At 48.4% G+C, this 1,064-nt stretch carries 1 protein-coding gene; it reads left to right on the top strand.

What is annotated here, in order from left to right; all coding sequences use genetic code 11:
- Window positions 1-1,051: IS4-like element ISSba6 family transposase (locus tag L5L77_RS22505; RefSeq protein ID WP_263193451.1), on the top strand; the 1,051-nt coding region annotated here is incomplete at its 5' end.
- Window positions 1,052-1,064: the final 13 nt, after the last annotated feature.

Below are 1,064 nucleotides of genomic sequence, written 5' to 3'. Positions count from 1 at the left end.
TCAGGCGCGTAAACGATTGGGCAGTGAGGTTATTAGAGAAGTATTTAGTCGCAGCGCCAATACCTGGCACGCGAGAGCTGAACATCCTCATTGGTGCGGCCTTAACTTGTATGGTGTTGACGGTGTAGTGTGGCGGACACCCGATAGTGTCCAAAATCAAGCCGCCTTTGCGCGTACCGCAAACGCTTCAGGCGAAGCTGCTTATCCGCAAATTCGCATGGTTTGCTTGATGGAATTAAGCAGCCATTTATTGGTCAACAGCGCCTTTGATTCGGTTGCCGAAAATGAAATGAACTTAGCGTCCCAGCTCATTCCTAGCATTCCCAATCACAGCCTAACCCTATTTGACCGAGGATTTTACTCGCTCGGCCTGCTGCACGCTTGGCAGCAAGCGCAACCTGATAGCCACTGGTTGTTGCCACTGAAGAAAGGCACTCAATATGAAGTAGTGCGAACGCTGGGGAAACATGACCAGTGGGTGAAACTCACCACGACACCTCAAGCCAGAAAGAAATGGCCGCAGCTCCCTGAAACTCTTGAAGCGCGTTTATTGACTAAGACAGTGAAAGGTAAGTCAGTCGCCATTTTGACCTCGTTGACAGACCCGATGCGTTACCCCAGCGAAGACATCGTCGACTTATATGCCCATCGATGGGAAATCGAACTGGGCTATAGAGAGATGAAACAACATCTACTGGAGAGTCGTTTTACGCTCCGCAGTCAACTACCGGAGCTGGTGACTCAAGAGTTATGGGGCGTGCTACTGGCCTATAATCTCATTAGATATAAGATGTTGCTGATGGCTAAAAGCTTGCCATCGGTCCATCCCAATCAACTGAGTTTTCGGGATGCGGCGAGTTATATCATCTTCAAGTTGACACAACTGTCATCACAAACACCGGGGAATGTCCCGAGAGACGTATTGGATATAGAACGAAATGCACGGCAATTTAAGCTGGATGGTAAACGGGAAAGGGCATATCCACGAGTTCTTAAAATGAGCAAAAACAAGTTCCCGGTTAGACCAAAGAAAAATGCCGTTCACTCTTAAGTGAACGGCATTA

The organism is Shewanella sp. SM29 (genome assembly GCF_025654245.1).
GTDB lineage: Bacteria > Pseudomonadota > Gammaproteobacteria > Enterobacterales > Shewanellaceae > Shewanella > Shewanella oncorhynchi.
The sequence above is the reverse complement of the archived record's forward strand: the minus strand, read 5'-3'. Positions and strand labels throughout refer to the sequence as shown.